At 69.3% G+C, this 874-nt stretch carries 1 protein-coding gene; it reads right to left on the bottom strand.

Annotated features, from left to right (window positions below; translation table 11 throughout):
* Positions 1 to 870 (bottom strand): IS110 family transposase (locus tag LCE31_RS39975; RefSeq protein ID WP_225023224.1); only part of this gene is annotated, 870 nt, incomplete at its 3' end.
* Positions 871 to 874 lie beyond the last annotated feature (4 nt).

Here is an 874-nt window from a genome sequence, read left to right as displayed (position 1 = left end):
CATGTCGCCGCCGGTCGCGGCGAGGAACTCCGCGCTCAGCATGGTGCCCATGCCGGGCAGGCTCTGGATCACCTCGGCGCTCGGATGCTCGCGAAACCGGGCCTCGATCAGGGCTTCCACTTCGGCGATCTCCTCATCGAGGGCCATCACCCCCTTGGCCAGGCGGGCCACCATGGCGGCCGCAAGTTTCTCGCCGGGCAGGGCAGTCATCTGGGCCTCCGCCGCTTCCATGACGGCTTTGGCCAGGGCCACACTGCCGTAGACCTTGCGGTTCTTCAGCCAGGTGGTGATGCGGGAGGTGCCGGCGCGGCGGATGGCGGCCGGGGTCTGGTAGCCGGTCAGCAGCATCGCCGGCCCCTTCTTGGTCAGTTCCAGGGCGCGTTCCAACGCGGGGAAGATCTCCAGGAGCTGAGCGCGCAGACGGTTGATCTGCCGGGTGCGGTCGCAGACCAGATCGGTGCGGCGGGTGACCAGGGTGCGCAGGTCGACCGATATTTCGTCGCCGGGCCGCAGGACACCGAGGTCGGTGCGCATGCGGGCCTGGTCGGCGATGACGAAGGCGTCCTTCGCGTCGGTCTTGGCCTGACTGCGGTAGCCGGCCGAGGCGCGGTGGACGGCCAGGCCGGTGATGTAGGCGATGTGCTGGTCGTGGCCGACGAGCAGGCCGAGCAGGAGCACGGCCCCGCCGTGGTTGATGTCCACCGCCCACAGCACGTCGCGGGACAGCTCCATCACGTCGGCCAGGAGCTGGAGCAGCTCGCTCTCGTCGTTCAGGACCCGCCGCGACAGCAGCTGCCTGCCCTGGGCGTCGATCACCACGCAGTGGTGATGTTCCTTGCCGATGTCCACTCCGGCCCAGATGTCGGGCACGGCC

Source organism: Streptomyces sp. 8L (assembly GCF_020176795.1).
Taxonomy (GTDB): domain Bacteria; phylum Actinomycetota; class Actinomycetes; order Streptomycetales; family Streptomycetaceae; genus Streptomyces.
Note: the sequence above shows the minus strand (reverse complement) of the source record. Positions and strands in the feature narration are given on the sequence as shown.